Origin of the sequence: Borborobacter xinjiangensis (assembly GCF_047739745.1) — a bacterium.
Taxonomy (GTDB): Bacteria; Pseudomonadota; Alphaproteobacteria; order Rhizobiales; family Rhizobiaceae; genus Pseudaminobacter.
This window is the reverse complement of the sequence record NZ_JBLLVA010000007.1, coordinates 73,062-95,406: the sequence shown is the minus strand read 5'-3', so window position 1 is coordinate 95,406 and position 22,345 is coordinate 73,062. Positions and strand designations below refer to the sequence as shown.

24 protein-coding genes are annotated in these 22,345 nt (G+C 61.9%); 17 read left to right on the top strand and 7 right to left on the bottom strand.

Annotated elements, in window-relative coordinates; genetic code table 11:
- Positions 1-80 precede the first annotated feature (80 nt).
- Positions 81-254, top strand: coding sequence for a hypothetical protein (locus ACLKMW_RS10315; RefSeq protein ID WP_415724373.1), 174 nt, complete (start codon positions 81-83; stop codon positions 252-254).
- A gap of 14 nt (positions 255-268) precedes the next feature.
- On the opposite strand, the gene ACLKMW_RS10310 is transcribed toward ACLKMW_RS10315, so the two are convergent.
- Complete coding sequence (locus tag ACLKMW_RS10310) at positions 269-511, bottom strand: hypothetical protein (protein ID WP_415724372.1); 243 nt, start codon at positions 509-511, stop codon at positions 269-271.
- Positions 512-706: 195 nt separating this feature from the next.
- Between ACLKMW_RS10310 and ACLKMW_RS10305 the strand changes: the two genes are divergently transcribed.
- The 7 genes from ACLKMW_RS10305 to phoB all read left to right on the top strand — a co-directional run bounded on the left by ACLKMW_RS10305 (position 707) and on the right by phoB (position 9,606).
- Entirely contained in the window at positions 707-3,193 is a 2,487-nt protein-coding gene (locus ACLKMW_RS10305) for a hybrid sensor histidine kinase/response regulator (RefSeq protein ID WP_415724371.1), read from the top strand.
- A 191-nt stretch (positions 3,194-3,384) separates the two neighbouring features.
- Positions 3,385-4,422 carry a PstS family phosphate ABC transporter substrate-binding protein gene (locus ACLKMW_RS10300; RefSeq protein WP_415724370.1) on the top strand — a complete coding sequence of 346 codons (1,038 nt, stop codon included), beginning with the start codon at positions 3,385-3,387 and terminating at the stop codon, positions 4,420-4,422.
- A 99-nt stretch (positions 4,423-4,521) separates the two neighbouring features.
- Positions 4,522-5,991, top strand: coding sequence for a phosphate ABC transporter permease subunit PstC (gene pstC / locus ACLKMW_RS10295; RefSeq protein WP_415724369.1), 1,470 nt, complete (start codon positions 4,522-4,524; stop codon positions 5,989-5,991).
- The gene (gene pstA, locus ACLKMW_RS10290) at positions 5,988-7,310 is read left to right on the top strand and encodes a phosphate ABC transporter permease PstA (protein ID WP_415724368.1); all 1,323 of its coding nucleotides are present in this window, start codon (positions 5,988-5,990) and stop codon (positions 7,308-7,310) included. The genes pstC and pstA overlap by 4 nt, the downstream gene beginning before the upstream one ends.
- Before the next feature lie 38 nt (positions 7,311-7,348).
- The gene (gene pstB, locus ACLKMW_RS10285) at positions 7,349-8,140 is read left to right on the top strand and encodes a phosphate ABC transporter ATP-binding protein PstB (protein WP_415724469.1); all 792 of its coding nucleotides are present in this window, start codon (positions 7,349-7,351) and stop codon (positions 8,138-8,140) included.
- Between the two features lie 49 nt (positions 8,141-8,189).
- Entirely contained in the window at positions 8,190-8,894 is a 705-nt protein-coding gene (gene phoU / locus ACLKMW_RS10280) for a phosphate signaling complex protein PhoU (RefSeq protein WP_415724367.1), read from the top strand.
- A gap of 22 nt (positions 8,895-8,916) precedes the next feature.
- Positions 8,917-9,606, top strand: a complete 690-nt coding sequence (phoB, locus tag ACLKMW_RS10275) for a phosphate regulon transcriptional regulator PhoB (RefSeq protein ID WP_415724366.1) — start codon at positions 8,917-8,919, stop codon at positions 9,604-9,606.
- Here phoB and ACLKMW_RS10270 read toward each other — a convergent pair.
- Complete coding sequence (locus ACLKMW_RS10270; protein ID WP_415724365.1) at positions 9,603-10,817, bottom strand: ROK family protein; 1,215 nt, start codon at positions 10,815-10,817, stop codon at positions 9,603-9,605. The genes phoB and ACLKMW_RS10270 overlap by 4 nt on opposite strands.
- 276 nt (positions 10,818-11,093) lie before the next feature.
- Here ACLKMW_RS10270 and xylF point away from each other — a divergent pair, with 276 nt between their 5' ends.
- The 4 genes from xylF (at position 11,094) to ACLKMW_RS10250 (ending at position 16,161) form a co-directional block, all read left to right on the top strand.
- Complete coding sequence (gene xylF, locus ACLKMW_RS10265) at positions 11,094-12,137, top strand: D-xylose ABC transporter substrate-binding protein (protein WP_415724364.1); 1,044 nt, start codon at positions 11,094-11,096, stop codon at positions 12,135-12,137.
- Positions 12,138-12,298: 161 nt separating this feature from the next.
- A complete protein-coding gene (locus ACLKMW_RS10260) occupies positions 12,299-13,618 on the top strand; it encodes a sugar ABC transporter permease (protein WP_415724363.1) in 1,320 nt (439 codons plus the stop codon).
- A gap of 10 nt (positions 13,619-13,628) precedes the next feature.
- A complete protein-coding gene (locus tag ACLKMW_RS10255; RefSeq protein ID WP_415724362.1) occupies positions 13,629-14,417 on the top strand; it encodes an ATP-binding cassette domain-containing protein in 789 nt (262 codons plus the stop codon).
- 94 nt (positions 14,418-14,511) lie between these two features.
- Entirely contained in the window at positions 14,512-16,161 is a 1,650-nt protein-coding gene (locus tag ACLKMW_RS10250; protein ID WP_415724361.1) for a CHASE domain-containing protein, read from the top strand.
- 17 nt (positions 16,162-16,178) lie between these two features.
- On the opposite strand, the gene ACLKMW_RS10245 is transcribed toward ACLKMW_RS10250, so the two are convergent.
- From ACLKMW_RS10245 to ACLKMW_RS10230, 4 genes are all read right to left on the bottom strand, one after another.
- Positions 16,179-16,481, bottom strand: a complete 303-nt coding sequence (locus ACLKMW_RS10245) for a hypothetical protein (protein WP_415724360.1) — start codon at positions 16,479-16,481, stop codon at positions 16,179-16,181.
- A gap of 104 nt (positions 16,482-16,585) precedes the next feature.
- Positions 16,586-17,611 carry a sensor histidine kinase gene (locus ACLKMW_RS10240; protein WP_415724359.1) on the bottom strand — a complete coding sequence of 342 codons (1,026 nt, stop codon included), beginning with the start codon at positions 17,609-17,611 and terminating at the stop codon, positions 16,586-16,588.
- Positions 17,612-17,796: 185 nt separating this feature from the next.
- Positions 17,797-17,961: a DUF1328 domain-containing protein gene (locus tag ACLKMW_RS10235; RefSeq protein ID WP_108606680.1), complete on the bottom strand. Its 165-nt coding sequence runs from the start codon at positions 17,959-17,961 to the stop codon at positions 17,797-17,799.
- Positions 17,962-18,284: 323 nt separating this feature from the next.
- Positions 18,285-19,079 (bottom strand): response regulator, encoded by a 795-nt coding sequence (locus ACLKMW_RS10230; RefSeq protein WP_415724358.1) that lies wholly within the window; start codon positions 19,077-19,079, stop codon positions 18,285-18,287.
- Positions 19,080-19,286: 207 nt separating this feature from the next.
- On the opposite strand from ACLKMW_RS10230, the gene ACLKMW_RS10225 reads away from it, so the two are divergent.
- Together ACLKMW_RS10225 and ACLKMW_RS10220 are read left to right on the top strand one after the other, a co-directional pair.
- Positions 19,287-19,484 carry a NepR family anti-sigma factor gene (locus ACLKMW_RS10225; protein ID WP_415724357.1) on the top strand — a complete coding sequence of 66 codons (198 nt, stop codon included), beginning with the start codon at positions 19,287-19,289 and terminating at the stop codon, positions 19,482-19,484.
- A 3-nt stretch (positions 19,485-19,487) separates the two neighbouring features.
- A complete protein-coding gene (locus ACLKMW_RS10220) occupies positions 19,488-20,036 on the top strand; it encodes an RNA polymerase sigma factor (RefSeq protein WP_415724356.1) in 549 nt (182 codons plus the stop codon).
- On the opposite strand, the gene ACLKMW_RS10215 is transcribed toward ACLKMW_RS10220, so the two are convergent.
- Positions 20,022-20,411: a response regulator gene (locus ACLKMW_RS10215; RefSeq protein WP_415724355.1), complete on the bottom strand. Its 390-nt coding sequence runs from the start codon at positions 20,409-20,411 to the stop codon at positions 20,022-20,024. The two genes, ACLKMW_RS10220 and ACLKMW_RS10215, sit on opposite strands and share 15 nt — an antisense overlap.
- A 190-nt stretch (positions 20,412-20,601) precedes the next feature.
- Between ACLKMW_RS10215 and ACLKMW_RS10210 the strand changes: the two genes are divergently transcribed.
- The 3 genes from ACLKMW_RS10210 to ACLKMW_RS10200 all read left to right on the top strand — a co-directional run bounded on the left by ACLKMW_RS10210 (position 20,602) and on the right by ACLKMW_RS10200 (position 22,335).
- Complete coding sequence (locus ACLKMW_RS10210) at positions 20,602-21,312, top strand: Crp/Fnr family transcriptional regulator (RefSeq protein WP_415724354.1); 711 nt, start codon at positions 20,602-20,604, stop codon at positions 21,310-21,312.
- A gap of 102 nt (positions 21,313-21,414) precedes the next feature.
- Positions 21,415-21,765: a DUF883 family protein gene (locus tag ACLKMW_RS10205; RefSeq protein WP_415724353.1), complete on the top strand. Its 351-nt coding sequence runs from the start codon at positions 21,415-21,417 to the stop codon at positions 21,763-21,765.
- Positions 21,766-21,882: 117 nt separating this feature from the next.
- Positions 21,883-22,335 carry a hypothetical protein gene (locus ACLKMW_RS10200; protein ID WP_415724352.1) on the top strand — a complete coding sequence of 151 codons (453 nt, stop codon included), beginning with the start codon at positions 21,883-21,885 and terminating at the stop codon, positions 22,333-22,335.
- Positions 22,336-22,345: the final 10 nt, after the last annotated feature.

Here is a 22,345-nt window from a genome sequence, read left to right as displayed (position 1 = left end):
CGGCAGCATGCGCATTCCTAAAGTGCCGGAGCGTCCTTTGTGCATCCGTTCGGACGCACGGCGCTCCAGGAGGAGCCGCCATGAACCTGAATGCATTGGGTATTTTCCGCGCCATCGGGCATTATGCCGGCAAGCTGCAGACGCTGCGCGACGAGATTCGCACCGAGCGGATGATGAATGCGCTGCCTTACAATCTTCGCAGGGACATAGGCTGGCCGGACGACCATGCCGAGCGGCTGATCAGGCGACGCTGAGCATCGGACGGCGCTCAGTCCTCTTCGTCATCGCCCGTCGTCCAGGAATGCGGCTCGATCTTCTTTTGCGTCGAGCTGTCGATGAAGGCCCACCAGCCTACATCGGACTGGTCCCAGTCGCCGCCGAGCGCTTTCAGCATCTCGGCCGAGCGATATTGCGCGATGGATTCGTTCTCCTGCCCGTCGATGTCGGTCCAATGGACCCGCACCTTGGCGCCGTTCCGGGGTGCTGTGGCGATCGGCTTGGTGTTCGGCATCGCGGGTAGCTCCTGCTCTGTTCCGGGATACGCCCGTTCCTTCCTTGAAAGTAGCCCGCTGGCGGCAAATGGCAATGCGGGCCGCGAATCGGCGTTGGCGATCCGTTAAGGTTAGCGGATCGTTAAACTCTCTCGCGCACAATTTGCGGCGCAGCGGGGCGCTGAGCGGCCGACAGGGCATTGCGGGGGGAAGAAATGACGGACATGGCAGGCGCCGCGGGGTCGCCACGCGAGGGCGCGCAGGAGGAAAGCGATTGCGCGCATACGGCTTTCGATCTCGAGCGCGTACTCGATTCCATGAAGATGGGCGTCGTGCTGCTCAATGCCGATCTGAAGGCTGAAATCATCAACAAGGAATTCTTCCGTATCTGGAAGGTGACACCGGACGATATAAGCGTGGGACTGCCGTTCCGTGCCCTGATGGACATCAACCGCCACAACGGCATCTACAATGTCGCTCCGGACCAATGGGAAGACTACGTCGCCCATCGTCTTGCCGAGATTCGCGCCGGCGACGTCGCGCCGCGCGAGGTCAGGCGCGCCGACGGCTGCACGATGATCTATTCGGTGACGGCCCTTTCCGGAGGCCGGCGGCTCGTTTCCTACTACGACATCACGGTGCTGACGGCGCGCGAGAAAGCTCTGCGCGAAAGCATGCGGCAGAACGACCTGTTCCGCCATGCGCTCGATGAGATGCCGGTCTCCATCTACATCAAGAATTCCGAGTTCGCCTTCGAATTCGTCAACAAGGCGTGGAGCGCCATCAGCGGCGTGTCGCAGCAGGCGGCGATCGGGCGTACCGATCTCGACTTCTTCGGAGAGGAGGGTAAGGGCTTCGCCGAGCGCGACAGGGAAGTCCTGGAAACCGGCGTGCTGAACGAGACCGAGGAAACGCTCACCCATGCCGACGGCACCGTTCGCCAGTTGATCGCCAAGAAGAATCGACTGATCTCGATCGACGGCTCGGTGCATCTGATCGGTTCAAGCACGGACGTGACCGAGTTGAAGCAGCGCGAATCCGAACTGTGGGAAGCACAGCGTCGGGCGGTGCTCGCCGACCGCGCCAAGTCAGAATTCCTTGCCAATATGAGCCATGAAATCCGCACGCCGATGAACGGCGTTCTCGGCATGGCCGAACTGCTTGCCAGGTCCGATCTCGATTCCAAGCAGAAGACCTTCACCGACATCATCGTGAAATCCGGCAATGCGCTCCTGACCATCATCAACGACATTCTCGATTTTTCGAAGATCGACGCAGGACAGCTTGTGCTGGACCCCAAGCCCTTCAACCTGTCGGAAGCCATCGAGGACGTGGCAACCCTGGTGTCGACACGTGCCAAGGAAAAGGACCTCGAACTTATCGTCCGCATCGCGCCCAATCTCCACGACCTGTTCGTTGGCGACGTCGGGCGCATCCGCCAGATCATCACCAACCTGGTCGGCAACGCCGTCAAGTTCACGGATGCCGGCCATGTTCTGATCGACGTTGCCGGCGAAACGGTGGAGGGCATGGCAAATCTGCGCATCGCCGTCACCGATACCGGCATCGGCATTCCAGCCGAAAAGCTGGACCTGGTCTTCGAAAAATTCAGCCAGGTCGATTCTTCCTCGACCCGGCGTCATGAGGGCACGGGCCTGGGTCTGGCGATCACCTCGCGGCTGGTCGAGCTGATGGGTGGCGAGATCGGCGTCGAGAGCGTGGAGGGAAAGGGTTCGACTTTCTGGTTCACGCTGTCGCTGCCCAATGCAGGACGGCCGCAGGGCCGCAAGGCAATGCCCCTCGACGTGACCGGCGCGCGCATCCTCATCGTCGACGACAACGCGGTAAACCGTGCCATACTGATTGAACAGATGGCGTCCTGGAAATTCGACGCCTGTGCCGCCGAAAGCGGCGCGGAAGGCCTGAAGGTGCTGGAGGCGGCCGCCTCCTACGGCGTCACGGTGGACTGTGTGGTGCTTGACTACCAGATGCCGGGCATGACCGGAGCCGAGATGGCGCGGATCGTGCGCGCCACGCCGGCAATCGCCGCGACGCCAATCGTCATGTTGACGTCGGTCGACCAGACGCTCGCCAACGCAAGCTACCGCGACATTGCGATCGAGGCGCAGCTGATAAAGCCGGCGCGATCCTCGACTTTGCTCGAGGCTCTGGTTCTGGCGGTCCAGAACGGGCGGCAATCGCGGCATTGCGATGCGCCGGTCAGGCAAACTGGGGAGACCGCCGCGATGCCGCCGCCGGTCGCCCAGCCGAGAATGCGCAGCCGTCCGCCAAAATCGGCAAGCCGGCTCGATATCCTCGTTGCCGAGGACAATGAGGTCAACCAGCTGGTCTTCACCCAGATATTGGGCGAAACCGATTATACGTTCGAGATCGTCGCCAATGGCCGCAGGGCCGTCAAGGCGTTCGGTGAAATGAATCCGCGCATGATCCTGATGGATATTTCCATGCCGGAGATGAACGGGCTGGAGGCGACCGCGGCGATCCGCGACCTGGAAGCGCTGATGGGAACCCGTATCCCGATAATCGGCGTCACGGCGCATGCGCTGAAAGGCGATCGTGAGCGCTGCCTGGATGCGGGCATGGACGACTATCTTCCCAAGCCGATCAGTCCGAGAGCGCTTCTGGAAAAGGTCGAGCGCTGGGCCTGGTCGGAGCTGGAGGAGAGACGAAACTTCGGCTGACCGGCCCGGCGCCAGCTTTTTCAAGTCTGCGCATCGTGCTTTTTGAAAGCGGAGTCCTATTTCCGGGCGCACGCGGCAGGCCCATGCGAAGTCGACATGAAACTGTCATGCAGCTGTTACAAAGCGGCGTTATGGGCACTGCCGACGCACTGGAAAGGCGCGTTGAACGACCCCTGACAGGAGTAGGCTCCATGAACAAGATCATCCTCACGGCTTCCGCCGCAGCCATCGCGCTTGCCGCGTCGGCCGGCTATGCCGCCGCCCGCGATCAGATCCAGATCGCCGGTTCCTCCACCGTCCTGCCTTACGCCAAGATCGTCGCTGAAAACTTCGGCGAGACATTCTCCGAATTCAAGACGCCGGTGGTCGAGTCCGGTGGCTCGTCGGGCGGTCTCAAGGAGTTCTGCAAGGGCGTCGGGGAAAACACCATCGACATCGCCAATTCCTCGCGGCCGATCAAGGAATCCGAGACCAAGGCCTGCGCCGATGCCGGCGTGACCGACATCCAGGAAGTGCGCATCGGCTATGACGGCATCGTGTTCGCCACCGACATCAACGGTCCGGACTGGGCGCTGACACCGGAAGACTTCTACAAGGCGCTGGCGGCGCAGGTGGTGGTCGACGGCAAACTGGTGGCCAACACCGCGGCCAAGTGGAACGAGGTCAACCCGAACCTCCCCGACTGGGACATTGCTGCCTACATTCCCGGCGAAAAGCACGGCACCCGTGAAGTCTTCGAGGAGAAGCTGCTGGCCGAGGGCTGCGAGGCCACCGGCGCGCTCGACGCGATCAAGGCGACCGGCCTCGATGACAAGGCGGCGGCTGCGGCCTGCATCGCCGTGCGCAAGGACGGCAAGGCGATCGACATCGATGGCGACTACACCGAGACGCTGGCGCGTATCGATTCCAACAAGACCGGCGTCGGCGTGTTCGGCCTGGCCTTCTACGAAAACAACGCCGACAAGCTGAAGGTGGCGACCGTCTCCGGCGTGGCGCCGTCGACCGAAACCATCGCGGCCGGCGAATATCCGGTGTCGCGCCCGCTGTTCTTCTATGTCAAGAAGGCGCATCTCGGCGTCGTGCCGGGCCTGAAGGAATATGTGGAATTCTTCCTTTCGGAAGAAATGGTTGGTCCGGACGGCCCTCTGGCCGAGTATGGTCTGGTCGCAGCGCCGGACGCCGAGCGTGACGCCCAGCGCGAAGCGTTCGAGGCTGGCAAAACGATGTAATTTCCAAGGCGGGCGCAGCAAGGGCCGCGCCCGCCAACGTTCAGGGCATGATCCCGTCCGGACGCTTCCGGAGGGGGCATGCCTGAGGAAGTGCCGATCATGAGCGCAGTTTCCGTCATTTTCATCATACTGGCCGTCGGCATCGCCGCCTTCGCCATTGCGCGTCAGCGCGCGATGGCGCTCAGGCCGGAGGCAGGGCAGAAGCTGCATTCGCGACCGGGCTACCACGGCTCCTATGCCTTTGTCCTGGCGGTGTTGCCGGCAATTCTTTTCCTGGCGGTGTGGAAGGCTTCCAGCCCGGCCTATGTGGAAAGCGCGGTCTGGGACAACCTGCCGGAGCAGGCCCGCACGGCGGCCGACAGCAACAGGTCGTTGCTGATGGGCATGGTCACCGGCATCGGCGAAGGCGTGCGGCGGCTGAACGAAGCCGAACTGGAGCAGGCGAGGGCAGGCAGCGTCGATCTGCGCGAGTTGTTCGCCACCAAAGGCGTGGCGCTGGCCTCGAGTGGTGAGCCCTACATGATCCCGGCCGCCGTCACCTACAATGAGATGACGGACGCATCCGTGCGCTATTCGGCGATCGGCGCAATCGTCCTGTCGCTGGCCGGCGCCGTTCTCGGGCTGTTTGGCATTTCGGTGCGCAGGCGGGCCCGCAACACAGTAGAGCGCATCATGCTCTGGGGCCTGATGGCGGCCTCCACCATCGCCATACTGACCACGGTCGGCATCGTGCTTTCGATGCTGTTCCAGACGATTTCGTTCTTCCAATCCGTGCCGGCGTCGGAATTCTTCTTCGGCACGGTCTGGGACCCGCGCTTTGCCGCGGCCGGATCGGGCGGCGCCACGGGCCAGTTCGGGCTTATCCCGCTCCTGGCCGGCACGCTCTATATCGCGCTGGTGGCCATGCTGTTTGCCGTGCCGATCGGCCTGTTCGCGGCCATCTATATGGCTGAATATGCCTCGCGGCGGGTCCGCTCGATCGTCAAGCCGGTGTTGGAGATCCTCGCCGGCATCCCGACCATTGTCTACGGTATCTTCGCGCTGGCGACCGTCGGTCCCTTCCTGCGCGACCTGAGTGCCGCTCTTGCCGGCGGCCAGCCGTTCATCCTGGCGCAGAGCGTGCTGACGGCCGGCCTGGTGATGGGCATCATGCTCATTCCCTTCGTCTCCTCGCTGTCGGACGATATCATCACCGCCGTGCCGCGCGCGCTGCATGACGGCTCGCTCGGGCTCGGCGCGACGCGTTCGGAAACGATGCGCCGGGTGATCCTGCCGGCCGCACTTCCCGGCATCGTCGGCGCGCTTCTGCTCACCGCGTCGCGTGCCATCGGCGAGACCATGATCGTGGTGCTTGCCGCAGGCGTTGCCGCCAATCTCACCATCAATCCGGGCGAGGCGATGACGACGATCACCGTCAAGATCGTCAACCAGCTTACCGGCGATCTCGAATTCACCTCGCCGCAGACGCTGGTCGCCTTCGCGCTCGGCATAACGCTCTTTGCCATAACGCTGGCGATGAACGTCTTTGCCCTCTACATCGTCCGCAAATATCGGGAACAATACGAATGACCGATCTTTCGCTCACGCCGGGAACGGCGACGCCGAGGGCAAGACGCGATATCGGCCTTAAACGGCGCTATGCAGCCGAAACGCGGTTCCGTGTCTACGGCATCCTTGCCATAGCGGTTGGCATATTTTTCCTGCTGGCGCTGCTGTTTTCCGTGTTCAGTAGCGGCTATACCGCGTTCTGGCAAACGTCGATCAATCTGCCGATCACCTTCAGCGCCGACATCATCGACCCCGACAATGAGCGGGCGACCGATCCGAAAGCGCTGACCAGCGCGAACTATTCTGTGCTGGCGCGAAATGCGCTGGCCGAGAAGCTCGGCATCGACGTCAACGACAAGGCCAACCGCCGCGAGCTCAAGCTGGTATCGGGAATGATCTCGCAAGGCGTGCGCACGCAGCTCCGCGACATCGTCGTGGCCGATCCGTCGGTGATCGGCACGACGCGGGACGTGTGGGTGCTCGCCAATGCCGATGTCGATTCCGCACACAAGGGTCAGATTGACCTCTCCGTTCCGGAAGGCCGTCGCAAGGTCAAGGACCGTCAGGTCGAGTGGATGAACAAGCTCAGCGCCGAAGGCGCGATGGTCGAGCGCTTCAATCGCGGCCTCTTCACCTTTGGCGCATCCAGTCGTCCGGAAACGGCGGGCATGGGCGTGGCGATCATCGGATCGTTCTACATGATGCTGATCGTGCTGGTGCTCTCGCTGCCGATCGGGGTTGCGGCATCGATCTATCTGGAGGAGTTCGCGCCGAAGAACCGGATGACCGACCTGATCGAGGTCAACATCAACAATCTGGCAGCCGTTCCCTCGATCGTCTTCGGCCTGCTCGGCCTTGCCGTCTTCATCAATTTCGCCGGGCTGCCGCGTTCGGCTTCGCTGGTCGGGGGCCTCGTGCTGACGTTGATGACGCTGCCGACCATCATCATCGCCACGCGCGCGGCGCTGAAGGCGGTGCCGCCCTCGATCCGCGCGGCAGCACTCGGCGTCGGCGCCTCGAAGATGCAGATGGTGTTCCACCATGTGCTGCCGCTGGCCGCACCCGGCATCCTGACCGGAACCATTATCGGTCTGGCGCAGGCGCTCGGCGAAACGGCACCGCTGCTCCTGATCGGCATGGTGGCGTTCGTCGCCAACTATCCGGCGACGCCGATGGACCCGGCGACCGCGCTGCCGGTGCAGATCTATATGTGGGCGAACGAGGCGGAGCGCGCCTTCGTTGAGCGGACTTCGGGAGCTATCATCATCCTGCTTCTATTCCTGGCAGCGATGAATCTTGCCGCCATCATTCTACGCCGCCGGTTCGAACGCCGGTGGTAGTGAGGTATAAGGATATGAACATGCTGACGGATGTTGCGATGGAACAAAAGCTCGCGCCGGCGCAGGACCAACATACGATCAAGATCGAGGGGCGGGACGTCTCGGTCCATTACGGCGAGAAGCAGGCGCTTTTCGGCGTCAATCTCGATGTGCGCCAAAACCAGGTGACCGCGCTCATCGGCCCTTCGGGCTGCGGCAAGTCGACTTTTCTGCGCTGTCTCAACCGCATGAACGATACGATCGAGAGCGCCCGCGTGACCGGCAGGATCGCGCTCGATGGCGAGGACATCTACGACAAGGCGATCGACGTGGTGGAACTGAGGGCGCGTGTCGGCATGGTGTTCCAGAAGCCCAACCCGTTCCCCAAGTCGATTTATGAGAATGTCGCCTACGGGCCACGCATCCACGGATTGGCGAAGAAGAAGACCGATCTCGACGAGATCGTCGAAACCAGCCTGAAAAAGGCGGCGATCTGGAACGAGGTGAAGGACCGCCTGCACGAGGCGGGCACCGGCCTTTCGGGCGGGCAGCAACAGCGTCTGTGCATAGCGCGCGCCATCGCCGTATCGCCGGAGGTGATCCTTATGGACGAGCCCTGTTCGGCGCTCGATCCGATCGCCACGGCAAGGGTCGAGGAACTGATCGACGAATTGCGCGAGAACTACACCATCGTCATCGTCACCCATTCGATGCAGCAGGCGGCGCGCGTTTCGCAGCGCACGGCGATGTTCCATCTCGGTTATCTGGTCGAGGAGGGCGACACCGACAAGATGTTCACCAGTCCCGACGACAAGCGCACGCAGGACTACATCACCGGACGCTTCGGCTGACGTTCGGCCGTTCGCTACAGCGCGCGTTTCAAGCTGCGAGGACCAGATCATGGGCAATCATACCGTTACCTCATTCGATGAAGAGCTCGGGGCCATCGACCGTCTCATCCGCGACATGGGCGATCTGGCCGAGACCATGGTCGACTCGGCCATTCGGGCGCTGCTTCAATCCGATCCCATATTGTCGCAGCGCACGATTTCGGACGACGCGATCATGGATGCGCGGCAGCGCGAGCTCGACGACCGCGCGATCACGCTGATCGCCAAGCGCCAGCCCATGGCGCAGGATCTGCGCGCCGTCGTCGGCGCCATCCGTATGGCCGGCGATCTGGAGCGTATCGGCGATCTGGCAAAGAACATCGCCAAGCGCGTCAATGCGGTGGGCGAGGCGCCGACGCCGCGCAATCTGGCCCACGGCATCGAGGCGATGTCGACGCTGGTGCTGGCGCAAATCCGTGGCGTGGTCGAGAACTACGTGTCGCGCCAGGCCGAGGCCCTGCCGCAACTGCGCGCCGCCGACGAGCAGATCGACGCGCGCTACACGGCGGTATTCAGGGAGCTTCTCACCTATATGATGGAAGACCCGCGCAACATCACCGCATGCACGCATCTTCTGTTCTGCGCCAAGAACCTGGAACGCATCGGCGACCATGTCACCAACATCGCCGAGAACGCTTATTACGTGATGACCGGCCAACAGCTTTCGCCGAACCGGCCGAAGCTCGACGAAACCTCGATGACGGTGCCGGCCTGAGGCCGGGATTGGACGGCATGGGATGATTTCACCCAAGATCATGGTGGTCGAGGACGAGGAGCCGCTGGGCGTGCTGCTTCGCTACAATCTCGAATCTGAGGGTTATCAGGTCGAAATCGTCACGCGTGGCGACGAGGCGGAGATCCGGCTTCAGGAAAATGTGCCGGACCTTCTGGTGCTTGACTGGATGCTGCCTGCGGTCTCCGGCATCGAACTGTGCCGCCGGCTGCGGATGCGGCCGGAAACCGAGCGACTGCCGGTGATCATGCTGACGGCGCGCGGCGAGGAAAGCGACCGGGTGCGCGGCCTTTCGACCGGCGCGGACGACTATCTGGTCAAGCCGTTCTCGACGCCCGAATTCATGGCGCGAGTGAAGGCGCTGTTGCGCCGCGCCAAGCCCGAGGTGCTGTCGAGCGTGCTGAAGGTCGGAGACATCGTGCTCGACCGCGAGGCGCACCGTGTCTACCGCAGGAAGAGCGAGATCAAGCTCGGCCCGACCGAGTTCCGTCTGCTGGAATTCATGATGCGCCATCCGGGCCGGGTGTTTTCGCGCAGCCAATTGCTCGACAATGTCTGGGGCGAAACGATCTATATCGACGAGCGCACGGTGGACGTTCACGTTGGACGGTTGCGCAAGGCGGTCAACAATGGCCGCATGCCCGATGTCATCCGCACCATTCGTGGCTCCGGCTACGCCATCCGCGAAGACTAAGCACTAGCTGGCGCGAATATCTCCTGATCGATATAGGTCAGGGCGCGCATGGTGCAGCCCTCGCGGATCAGTGGCGCTTCGTTGGGCTCGGTCTCGAAGGTAACGGCGTTGCTGTGCTGCCCGCCGGCGGTGCGGCCGATCGCATCCCGCAACGACGGTTCTATCAGGTCGAAGGCCGCCGATCCGATGCCGACGATCGCCACGGGCGCCGGATCGACCAGCGCGAAAAGGCTTCCCAGGCCGAAGCCGATCGCCTCGCCGGCTTTGCGGAACGCTTCCCGCTCGGGCCCGTCCGAGGCGCGGGCGAGATCGGCAAGCGCCTGCATGTCGGCTTCTCCGATGTCGGCCAGCGGCGGCTCGTCTTCGCCGGCCTGGCGCGCATTGCGCCAGATGGCGTAATTGCCGGCATAGGCTTCCACGCAGCCTCGCTGGCCGCAACGGCAGAGTGCGCCGTCGGGCCTGTGGATCATATGGCCGAATTCGCAACCGGAAGATTGCGTGCCGGTGAACAACTCACCCTTAAGCACCATGCCCATGCCTATGCCGTGCGAGAGAAGGATGGCGATGAAATCGCTGCGGTAGCGCTCGGGGTTGTGCCGGCGCAACGCGACCGCGATCATGTTGCAGTCGTTCTCGACGGTCACGGGAATTCCCGTCGCCTGTTCCAGGCGGTCGCCAAAATTGATATTCCCATGGGGGGTGATTGGCGACCACAGCATGGTGCGGGCGGCCGCGTCGGCGGTGCCCTGGACGGCCATGCCTATGCGCATCACGCGTGCCCCGGCGCTTCTGCGCGACTCGATCTGGCGCTGAACCATGGCCACGCATTCGCCGATAAGATCTTCGCGTGAGATGGTCAGGGTCGCAAGCTTACGGTTTTCCTCCGAGATGACCTGGCCGGCATAATCGACAACGGCAACGGACAGGAAGTTGAGCGACAGCACCACGGTGACGATCTCGGCGGCGTTTGGGTTGAGGCCGAGCGCCACCTGCGGGCGGCCGCGCTTTTGCGCGCCTGCCTCCGGTTTGCGGATCTCGGCCAGTATGCCTTCGGCAATGAGGTCCGACGAGATGGTCGAGATCGTCGAATGGCTGAGACCCGTGGAGGCGGCGATCTCGGTGCGCGACGGCTGGCTGACACTACGCACGGCGGAGATGACCATCGCCCGATTGCGCTTGCGCAGATCGTCGTGACGGATCGCGACGGACATGTTCGAATTCCTCCCGAGCGGCGCCGTGCGTCTATTCAGATGCTCAAAGGCTGCGCGAACCTGCTGAGCGTGGCGCATTTTCTCGCTTGTCCTGAAAAGCCCATCCGAACGCGAATGCGCCTGACTACTTCCATTTTCGTGTTCTCCCGGTTCGGTCAACGGCTCATGCGGAATATTGACAGAACACCGTGCATGCGTCATTCTTTTTTTCGAGGCTCGAAAAAAAGCTTCCGTATCGGCTCACGCTATCGCGCCGCCGGCGCCAGGGAGGAAATCATGAAAAAGTTTGCAACCGCCATGCTGGCGGGTGTCGCGCTGTCAATGTCGCTTGCGACGGTCGCGCAGGCCAAGGACAAGATCATTGGTGTCTCCTGGTCGAATTTCCAGGAAGAGCGCTGGAAGACCGACGAGGCTGCCATCAAGGCCGCGTTGGAAGCATCCGGCGACAAATACATCTCGGCGGACGCCCAGTCTTCGGCGGCCAAGCAGCTTACCGACGTCGAAAGCCTGATTGCCCAGGGTGCCAACGCGCTGATCATTCTCGCCCAGGATTCGAGCGCCATCGCGCCGGCGGTCGAGAAGGCGGTGGCCGAGGGTATTCCGGTGGTCGGCTATGACCGGCTGATCGAAAACAAGGACGCCTTCTACCTGACCTTCGATAACAAGGAAGTCGGGCGGATGCAGGCACAGGCGGTCTTTGAGGTGCAGCCCGAGGGCAACTATGTCTTCATCAAGGGCTCGGGCGCCGACCCGAATGCCGATTTCCTGTTTTCGGGGCAGATGGAGGTGCTGAAGGAGGCGATCGATTCCGGCAAGATCAAGAATGTCGGCGAAGCCTATACCGATGGCTGGTTGCCGGCCAACGCGCAAAAGAACATGGAGCAGTTCCTGACCGCCAACGACAACAAGGTCGACGCGGTAGTGGCCTCCAATGACGGCACCGCTGGCGGCGCTATCGCCGCACTCGACGCGCAGGGCCTGGCGGGCTCCGTTCCGGTCTCCGGTCAAGACGGTGATCACGCAGCGCTGAACCGCATCGCGCTTGGCACTCAGACGGTTTCAGTGTGGAAGGATTCGCGCGAACTCGGCAAGGCGGCGGCCGAAATCGCCTCCCAACTTGCCGACGGCAAGACAATGGATGAGATTGCGAACGCGGTGAAGTGGTCGGAGGGTCCCAACAAGGTCGAGATGACCTCCGTTTTCCTGAAGCCTGTGCCGATCACCAAGGACAATCTCAACGTCGTCATCGACGCCGGCTGGGTTTCCAAGGAGGTGGTCTGCCAGGGCGTGGCGGCTGGCGGCGTCGCCGCCTGCAACTAGCCTCCGGTGAAAGCGGCGCCGCGGGTCGAGTCCCGGTTCGCGGCGCTTTGTGGGACGGAAATCCGCCCATTCACATCGGCGGGCCGGTTCCAGACAGGAACATCATGGTCTAGGATGAGCCGAAGCATCGGCAAGGACAGGCAGCCCCCGCGGAGGAAGTCATGACCGAGGTGACATCGAACGCACCGGCGGAAGGGGCGCGGGCGTCCGAGCTTGGCCCCGTGGCGCGGTTTCTCAAGGCGACCGAACTCGACACCCGCATGCTTGGAATGGTCGGTGCGCTGCTGATCATCTGGATCGGCTTCCATATCCTGTCGAACGGGCTTTTCCTCACTCCACGCAACCTGTGGAATCTTTCGGTCCAGTCGTCGTCGGTCGCCGTCATGGCCACCGGGATGGTGCTGGTCATCGTCACCCGCAACATCGATCTTTCGGTCGGCTCGCTGCTCGGTTTTGTCGGCATGATCATGGGTGCGACCCAGGCCGTGATCCTGCCGCGTATCATGGGGTTCCCGCTCGGCGATCCGACGATCTGGATCATCGCGCTTGCGGCGGGCCTGGCGGTCGGGCTGGCCATCGGCGCCTTCCAGGGCTTCCTTATCGCTTATCTGGCCATTCCCTCCTTCATCGTGACGCTTGGCGGCCTTCTGGTGTGGCGAGGTGCGGCGTGGTGGGTCACCAGCGGCCAGACGATCGCGCCGATGGACGCGACCTTCCGGCTGATGGGCGGTGGCCCCGGAGGGGCGATCGGCGCAAGCTGGAGCTGGATCGTCGGCCTGGTCGCCTGCGCTGCCGTCATATTGATGCTGCTATCGGGCCGCGCGCAGCGCAAGCGCTTCAAATTCCCGCTGCGGCCGGTCTGGGCGGAGGTATTTCTCGCCGTCGTTGCCTGCGCGGTCATCCTCGGCGCGGTCTGGGTCGCCAATTCCTATCCGTGGCCGGCCGGCACTGTGCGCAGATATGCCGAGGCAAACAACATCACCATTCCCGAGGGCGGGCTGTTCATACCGCATGGCATTGCGGTGCCGGTGCTGATGGCGATCACCGCCGGCATCATCATGACCTTCATCACCACAAGGACCCGGTTCGGCCGCTACGTATTCGCCATCGGCGGCAATCCGGAGGCCGCCGAACTTGCCGGCATCAACACGCGCTGGGTGACGATGAAGGTGTTCATGTTGATGGGACTGCTCGCCTCCTTCAGCGCGGCGATCTCGACGGCGCGGCTGAACGCTTCGACCAACGCCCAAGGGACGCTCGACGAGCTTCTGGTGATCGCCGCGGCCGTCATCGGCGGAACCTCGCTTGCCGGCGGCGTCGGCACGGTCGCCGGCGCCATGCTCGGCGCGGTGCTGATGCAGTCGCTGCAATCGGGCATGGTGCTGCTCGGCGTCGACACACCACTGCAAAACATAGTCGTCGGCATGGTGCTGGTCGTGGCCGTGTGGCTCGACACGCTCTACCGACGCCGGGCGCAGTAGGAGGCAGGCTATGGACCAGATGCGAACTCCGCTCGTGGAAATGCGGAATATGTCGATCGCCTTCGGCGGCATCCGCGCTGTCGACGACGCCTCGATCGACCTCCACGCCGGCGAGGTTGTGGCCCTGCTTGGCCACAACGGCGCCGGCAAGTCCACGCTGATCAAGATATTGTCCGGCGCCTACCGCCGCGACAGCGGCACGATCCTCGTCAATGGCGAGGAGGCGCAGATATCCAATCCGCGTGAGGCCAAGAAATACGGCATCGAGACCATCTACCAGACCCTGGCGCTGGCCGATAATGTCGATGCGGCGGCCAACCTGTTCCTCGGCCGCGAACTTCGTACCGCCTGGGGCACGCTCGACGATGTCGCGATGGAAGCGGAGGCGCGCAAGGTGATGGGGCGGCTCAATCCCCGTTTCCAGCGCTTCAAGGATCCGGTCGTGAAGCTGTCGGGCGGGCAGCGGCAGTCGGTGGCCATCGCGCGGGCCATATTGTTCAATGCCCGTATCCTGATCATGGATGAGCCGACGGCGGCACTGGGGCCGCAGGAGACGGCGCAGGTCGGCGAACTGGTCAAGCAGCTCAAGGCAGACGGTATCGGCATCTTCCTGATAAGCCACGATATTCACGATGTCTTCGACCTTGCCGATCGTGTCTGCGTCATGAAGAATGGACAGGTTGTCGGCACCGCCCGTACCGAGGATGTGACCAAGGACGAGGTGCTGGGCATGATCATCCTCGGCAAATGTCCGCCTGGCGCCATCCCCGGACCGGGAGCGATGGCGATCGCGGCTTGAAGGCAAGTACCGTACGGCAACAGCACAACAGAGATCATCATTCGGGCGAAGCTGTGCATTGCAATCGCTCGGCTTGCGGCTGATAAGATTGGGCATGACCAGTGGGCAGGCCCGGCCGTTGAAAAAATTCATTTCCCTCGCAGTCTTCCTGGCTGTGGCGCTTATCAGTCTTGGTATGGCGGCCTTCGCCTTTGTCGCCGCACAGGAGGCGTCACGCTTCAAGTTCGAGGCGACGGTCGACGATGCGATGAGCCGGATCGAGGGACGTCTCGATCTGCACCTTTCCCTGCTCCGGGCGACCCAGGCGCTGTTCGAGGCGAGCGAAGGGGAAGTGTCCCGCAAGGAGTTCAGGGCTTTCTTCGAGGCCCTGGACATCGAGAACAATTTCGAGGGTCTACGAGGCGTCGGTTTCGTCAAGGTTGCCAGAACGGCCGATCAATCGATGCTGGTGGATGGGATGACGCAACTGCATGGCGGCAGGCAGGCGATTCGCCCGGCACAGACCAGCGAGGAATATCGCGCTCCGGTGATGCTTTATGAATCGCTGGAAAGCGGCAGGGCCAACAACATCGGCTATGACATGTTCGCTGATCCGGCGCGCCGATCGGCCATCGAGATGGCCCTGAGGAGCGGTCAGCCGCGTGCGACCGCTCGCGTCGTGCTCGGCGATGGCGACGGGGCGCAGCAGCCGGTGCCGGGCTTCCTGGTGTTCGCCAGCGCCGACCGCGGCCAGGCCGCGATGCGAGGGATGGGCGGTGGTCTGGTCTTCGTGGCGTTCCGCACCGGCGATCTGTTCCACGCCGCCCTCGGTTCAACCCCGCTCCTGCCGGTGAATGCGGAGGTCTTCGACGGCACTGTAAACGACGACAATTTGTTTTACCGCTCGCCGGTGCCGCCTGCAGATGCCTATCGCAACTTGCTGGTGACACGTAATATCGTCTTGGCCGGCCGGCCGTGGACGATCCGCTTCAGGCCGACCGCCGCCTTTTCCGAGCCGACCTCGCCGACGGTTCCTGTGATGCTCGGCCTGTTCGGGTTGCTCCTGGCGGGCGCCATCGCGCTGGTGGCTCGCTACCAGGAACGGGCCTATAGCGCCGTGTCGAGCCTGCATGAGGCGACCGAGAAGAGCCTTCTCGAAAAGGACCTCATGCTTCAGGAAATGAAGCACCGCATCAAGAATTCCATCGCCCGGGTTCTGGCGATGGCGCGCCAGACGGCGGCACATGCGACAGATATAGACGAGTTTTCCAATTCGTTCGCCGCGCGCCTGCAGGCCATGGCCGCTTCGCAGGACATGTTGACACGCTCGCGTTGGCAGAAGGCGGATTTGGCGGAGCTGTTGCAGATCGAACTCGGCCAGGTGTTCGGCAAGGAACTGCCTGCCGATCTGCTTGGCGGCCCGCAGGTGCTGCTCGACGAGACGACGACCCAGGCGCTCGGCCTGACCTTTCATGAGCTTGCCACCAACGCCCTGAAATACGGCGAAGCCGGCAATCCGGCGGGAACGCTGAAAGTCAGGTGGATGGTCGCAGGAAATCCGCGCGACAAGCACCTTCACCTGACCTGGACCGAAAGCGGCAACCAGGCAGTGCAAGCGCCGCAGAAAACCGGCTTCGGCACCAAGCTGATAGACATGAACATCACGCGCGAACTCTACGGCACGATCGATCGCGACTACCGGGCGAGCGGACTGGTGGTGCGGATCAGCATTCCGCTGGAGGCGGCCAAGCGCAAGCGCAAGTAGCGCAAGAAAAATCCGCGCTACCGATCGTCGTCATTGGAGGCGATGGCCGTTTCAGGCGCACCGATGGATGCATGCAATGTGCCGTCCTCGCCAATATCCCACGTCAATTCCGCATCTTCCTCCTCCATGGCGGGATCGACAAAGACGCATTGCGCGAAAAGCTGCGGATGTTTGCCGGTAAACGTGTTCAAGGCTTGCGGCAGCACGTTCTCGCACTCCTCGACCGTTTCATATAGCGGCGTGGGGGCGGGCAGTTCGCGGCACTGCTGGAGGTCGTCCGAGCAGGCGACAATAAGCAAGAGGGCAGCGATGTGTTCCATGGCCGTTTCCTTCCAGCAAGGAAACCAGCATGGCGCCGTCATGGTTCCTTAAAAACTTCGCGTGCAGTGGAAGCCGCAGCGGTCCGGTGGCTGGCCGGGGATGCTCAATCGAGCTCGAAATTGCCGTGGGGAATGACAAGCTGATAGCACAGCTTCTCGTTCTCGATCTCGATGCTGGCCGAGCCGTTCAGCGATTGCGGAACGACGCGCTGCAGCGCCACGCTGCTGAACCTGTTTTCCTCCAAGGGTATGGAGGACGGGCCGATCTTTTCGGTCCAGGCCAGATGCAGGGCGCCATTGCCGTCGGCGGCGTGGTCGCGTTCGGCCGAGATCGTGACGAAGCCACCCGGCCGCGCCAGGGCGCCGTAGCTCAGCGAATTGACTGTGAGTTCATGCAGTGCAAGACCGATATGAAGCGCGGCGTTCGGGTTGAGGTGAGGATTGACACCCTCAAAGACAATGGACCGCGTCGTTTGCCCGGTGTAGTGGGCAACCTGGTTGAGGGCCAGTTCGTGCAAGTCCGCTCCGCGCCAATTCGACGAGGTGACCAAGTCTTGCGAAGCCGCAATCGATTGCAGGCGGCCGATGAAACTGGACAGGAAATTATCGAGCGTGCCGGCATAGCGGCCGGTCTGCGTCGCGATGCTCTGGATGATTGCCAGAAGGTTCTTCGAACGATGGCTGAGTTCGCGCAGAAGCGCCTTCAGCGTCTGCTCGCGCCGCTTCCGTTCTGTAATATCGAGACCTGTCGTGATGACGCCCCGGACTACGCCATCAGAATCGCGATCGGCATCCAGCCAGATGTCGAACCAGTACCTCCCGTCCTGAAGGTCGATGGAAATCTCCACGCTTTCGGGATGGCCAGACGCCACGACCGCGCGCTTGGCCGCCATGATGCGCTTGGCCTGTGCAGCGGGCAGGAAGTCACTGTCGGTGGTGCCTGTCAGGTCCGAAGGCGACCATGTCGCAGGAACGTTCTGGGCCCAGACCACCCGCAGATCGGTGTCCTGGTAAAGAACCACAATGCCGGTATTGTGCAGCGCATGAAGCAGGCTTCGGCCAAGTTCGGCGTTATTTTTCTTACCCTGCCGGGTTTTCTTATACGGTTTCGCTTCGGCCGCGCGGTTCATCTTTCGCGTCTTCCGTTGGTGGGCAAAGGATTTTCACCTGGAAGCAGCTCGGGGCCGCTGGAAAGCGCCTGAACGCAAACGAAGTTCCGCCGGACAGCGCTCGGTTAGGGGCTCTGCCCGGCGGCCGTCTGGAAACCGTTTGAGGGGGGCGGCTTCCAGCATCCTGTGCCTTTGGGTTGGCACTCCTATGCCCGTCTGAACAGGCCGGCGATCAACGATATCACCAGGAATGCGAGGAACACGAAGAACAGGATCTGAGCAATGCCGGCCGACGTGCCGGCGATGCCGCCGAACCCGAGAGCGCCGGCGATGATCGCAACTACAAGAAATACGAGAGCCCAGTAAAGCATCACAAATCTCCTTTCGCGGTAATTGAAGCATGACTGCAATGGCGTGATCGCGATCAGCTTCCGAATTGTTGCTCCGATCCCGCAATGTGCTCCGAAGCGGCCATGGTCTTGCTCGGCCGCGGGATCATTCGATGAAAAAACGCAAGGACGTGATCTTTGTTCCGATCGCGAGGTCTGCGGTACCAAAAAAGCCACGACGCCGGACCTTAAACGCCAAAACATTCGTTCCGCCAGCGGGTATTTCGCGTCAGGCGGAACAGTTTGGATCGTGGTGGAGCGGGTCCGTGGAGGAACCGCTCTGCGCCGGTCAGAGCGATGGCACCTCAGGCCGCTGCCTTTGCCTGGCGATCGAAGAACAGTGCCTGGCTGATCAGCGCCTTGACCATATCGGGATTGAAAGGCTTGGTGACCAGGAAGGCGGGTTCGGGACGTTCGCCGGTGAGCAGGCGTTCGGGAAAAGCGGTGATGAAGATGACCGGGAGTGCCGCCGACGACAGGATTTCGTTGACCGCGTCGATGCCTGAGCTGCCGTCCGCCAACTGTATGTCCGCCAGAACCATTTTCGGGCGGGTTCGCTGGAACATCGCGGTCGCCTCGGCATGGGTGCGCGCCGTGCCGACGACGCGATGACCGAGGCTCTCGACCATCTCCTCGATATCCATTGCGATCAGCGGCTCATCCTCGATGATGAGGATGTCGGTGGCGACCTGACGCGATATCTCGCTACTTGCCTGCGCAAGCAGATCGGTGAATTCGGCCTCGCTCACGCCGAGGATTTCCGCGCCTTCCTCGTTGCTGAAGCCTTCCACGGCAACCAACAGGAAAGCCTGGCGCGGCAGCGGTGACAGTGAGGTCAGATTGGCCGCCGCTTTCTTTTCCCAGCCGGGCCCGGCTTCTTCTTCCGGTACGCGGATCGCCACCGAAGTAAACAGCTTGGCAAACATTTTATAGAGCGCGATCCGTTCGCTGGAAGCCTCGGGAAAGATATCGACGTCGGCGATGATCGCTTCGAGCATCGCCGCTACCAGGGCATCGCCGCTATGCTGCGATCCGGAGACGGCGCGGGAAAAACGGCGCAGGAAAGGTAAATGCGGCGCAATGTTTGCGGATAGACTCATGATAAGAAGGTTCCCTCAAAAAGGAGTCGAAACAGACTTGGGTCCAGATATACGATCCCTCAACGGCGGAATTTTGAAAAAGTTCCCTTTGTGGGAACCAATGCTGCGTTGTCGCGTTGTGGCCGGACCTTGGGGCATGGGTTGCGTTTGTTCGCCTGAACAACAGAATGGTACGAGCGCGAAGCAAAACAGGACGATAAAGATAAAATGACTAAATTGGAAACCGGCGCAAGACAGGCCGCGCCGCGCCGGAGTGGGCAGGGCGATCCTTTGGGCGTGAACTCTGAAATTGGCCGCAAGCTGAAACAATATTACGATGAACTGGTGTCCGACGAAGTACCGGATCGCTTTGCGCAACTGTTGCGTCAACTCGAACAGGCCGAACCAGCCGGAAAGAAGGGCTGATCGATGGCGATGTCGCCGGGGTTCAAGGACGACCTGCTTGCAACCATACCGAACTTACGCGCATTCGCGGTTTCGCTGACCCAGAGCGCCGATAAGGCGGACGACCTTGTCCAGGAAACATTGGTCAAGGCGTGGGACAAGCATGAGAGCTTTCAGATGGGGACCAATCTCAAGGCCTGGCTGTTCACGATTCTGCGAAACGAGTTCTATTCGCAGATGCGCAAACGCGGCCGCGAGGTTCAGGACAGCGACGGCGTGATGACCGAGCGCCTCGCCGTTCATCCGAGCCAGCATGGCCTGCTCGATCTAAAGGACTTTCGGGCGGCGCTCGAACTGCTTCCCGAGGACCAGCGTGAGGCTATCATCCTGATCGGCGCTTCGGGCTTTTCCTATGAGGAGGCGGCCGAGATTTGCGGCTGCGCCATCGGCACCATCAAGAGCCGGGTAAGCCGCGCCCGCAGCCGCCTTCAACAGATATTGCAGATTTCCGGCGAAGACGACTTTGGCCCGGACGCCATTTCATCGCAGGTCATGGGCTCAAACGCCGCCTGATGCGGGAACGCGTCCGCAGGCGGTCGCCAGTGCTTCGACAAGATCCGTTCCCGAATATGGCTTGCCGACAAGGATGACGCCGGGAAACGCCTCGAAGATTTCCTGCGTGTCGGTATATCCCGATGCAAAGATGAACGGCACGCCGTTCTCCTTTATCTCGCCGGCAAAGGCCAGGGTCGACTCGCCCCCGATCATGATATCCAGAATGGCGGCATCGAACCGGGTAGCCGCCTGTGCTCCGTCAAACTCCGCAAGCCGGGTAACGATGGCCACGTCGGCGGCGCCGTGGTCGCGGCAAAGTTGCTCGATATCCATGGCGATAAGGTACTCATCTTCAAGGATCAGGATGCGAAGGCCGGAAAGCAGATTTGTCACTAAAATCACCGATTTGGAAAAGGGGGGTGATCAATGAAGCCATTCCCTCCAACTGTCATTTAAAAATGACATAGCCGCAAGCGGCTTTGCGGATACCGAACATTTTGTGAGCTGAAACAGAAGCCCTCTGGAGGATCGCTTGCCAATACAATCGGCCCGGACATTTTCGACTCGGCGAATCCCTTGCGAAATGTGCCCCTTGCGCCCGCTCAAGATATTCCGGGAGTTCGAACCCGAGGAACTGGCTTTCGTCAGCCGATTCAAAAAGGGCGAACTGTCGGTCGAAAAGGGCGCGACCGTGCTGGTTGAGGGCAGTCATAGCGCCCATCTTTACACGGTGCTGTCCGGCTGGGGATTTCGGTATAAATTGATGCCGGACGGTCGCCGCCAGATCCTCAACTATCTGATGCCCGGAGACCTCATCGGTCTGCAGGGCAGTCTGATGGGAGAGATGCAGCATTCGGTCGAGGCGCTGTCGTCGATGCTGCTGTGCGTGTTCGAACGCGAGCAACTGCATGAACTTTACCGCAACTATCCTGGACTTGGCTACGACATCACCTGGATCGCCTCGCATGAAGAGCGGATACTGGACGAGAACCTTTTGAGCGTGGGGCGGCGCACCGCCCTGGAGCGGGCGGCCTATCTGCTTGCGCTCCTGTGCAGTCGCGCTGGCTCCGTAGGGCTCGAGAGAAACGATGCGGTCACAATTCCCGTCACCCAGCAGCACATCGCCGATACGCTTGGCCTGTCGCTGGTCCACACCAACAAGACCATTCGCAAGCTGATGGATCGCAAGCTCGTGCGTTGGCGGGAAGGCGGATGCGAAATCCTCGATCCGGACGGGCTGCAAAGCCTCGCGCGCTGGCAAGGCCTCAGCGAGACACTGCGTCCGCTCGTATAGATTGGCTGGACTCGGCTGGCGAAAGATACTTTCATCGCTACCAGCCCGGAACCACACCCAACATGAGGCGTTCACAAGCAACAAACCTCGAGGAGTACAATCATGGCCGCAGCAGCAGGCATCGGTAAAGGCACGACCAGGACCAATGACGATTTGGGCGTTTCGTCAACTTCACAGGTGGACGCCGATATTCGTCAGTTGAAGGCGGACATTGCCAAGCTCACCGAACAGTTGGCGACGACAGGCGAACACTCCTATGGCGCGGCACGGCGCGTTGCCAAGGAGGGCGTCGATCAACTGAAGGCCCAGGGCGAGGCGGCGATCGAAGGCTTGCGCAGCAACGCTCGAGACCTGGAGGACCAGCTTGTGGCAACGGTTCGGGAAAAGCCCATCACCTCGCTCGCGGTTGCGGCGGGCATCGGTTTTCTTTTCGCCTTGATTTCCCATCGCTGACGGTCTGGGGCGGCGCGGCGCAGGCCGAGGCCGAAAACCCTTGAAATTTTTATTTTAAGCAATTGCGAACGGAAAGCCGGTCCCCGCTTTTCCTGAAATTGCTCAGGGAGCTACATCATGCTCGCATCGCTCATTGCAGGCTTCGCCTCGGGCGAGACAATGCTTGCGCTTCGCCGCGCCTGGCGCACCGCGATAGCCTATGCGCTTGCAGGTCTCGCGGTTTTGTGCGGTCTCGGATTCCTGGTCGGCGCCTTCTATATCTGGGCAGCGCGCCGTTACGGTTCGTTGGAGGCGGCGATCGGCTTCGGACTTGGCTTCCTGGTGCTCGCCGGAATCATACTGTTCATCCATAGGATCACCACCGGAGTGCGCGCGCGCCAAGCGGCAAGGCGCCGCACCACCGAACTGACGACGCTGGCCGCCGCATCGGCACTTGCGGCGCTGCCGACCCTTCTTCGCGGAAGACTGGGCGTGGGGACGATCATCGCGCCCGCAATTGCCGCGCTTGGCTATGCGATCTACCGCGAGAATCGCCCGAAACGCCCTCGCCGCGACGATATCGGCGAATGAACCCGGGAAC